At 39.4% G+C, this 302-nt stretch carries 1 protein-coding gene; it reads right to left on the reverse strand.

The genetic code is table 11. From position 1 onward, the window contains the following. Nucleotides 1-6 precede the first annotated feature (6 nt). Nucleotides 7-302, reverse strand: a 296-nt coding sequence (locus tag ACLWS4_RS38430) for a TIM barrel protein (RefSeq protein WP_416876633.1), incomplete at its 5' end; no start/stop codon positions are given.

Below are 302 nucleotides of genomic sequence, written 5' to 3' on the forward strand. Positions count from 1 at the left end.
AGAATTTTAGATACTGCCGACTAAGTCTTTCAATCCGTTTTTAATTGAGTTCAGTGTTACTTCATTAGACCATTCCGGTTTATCCGGATAAGCAAATACTGCATTTGTAATGATGCCATCAAATTTGATTTCCCTTAATTTCCGGTACAGTGCATCAAAGTTCACTTCCCCTTCACCAGGGTTTAAATGTTGGTGGATCGTGACGTTTGCACCTGGAGGATTAATAATATACCTTAATCCATATGCAGCTTTATGGTTCATCGTATCTGCAATAAGCACATGAGCAAGCAGATCGCCTGCGT

The sequence above is a fragment of the Kitasatospora sp. SC0581 genome (assembly GCF_048159585.1).
GTDB lineage: Bacteria > Actinomycetota > Actinomycetes > Streptomycetales > Streptomycetaceae > Kitasatospora.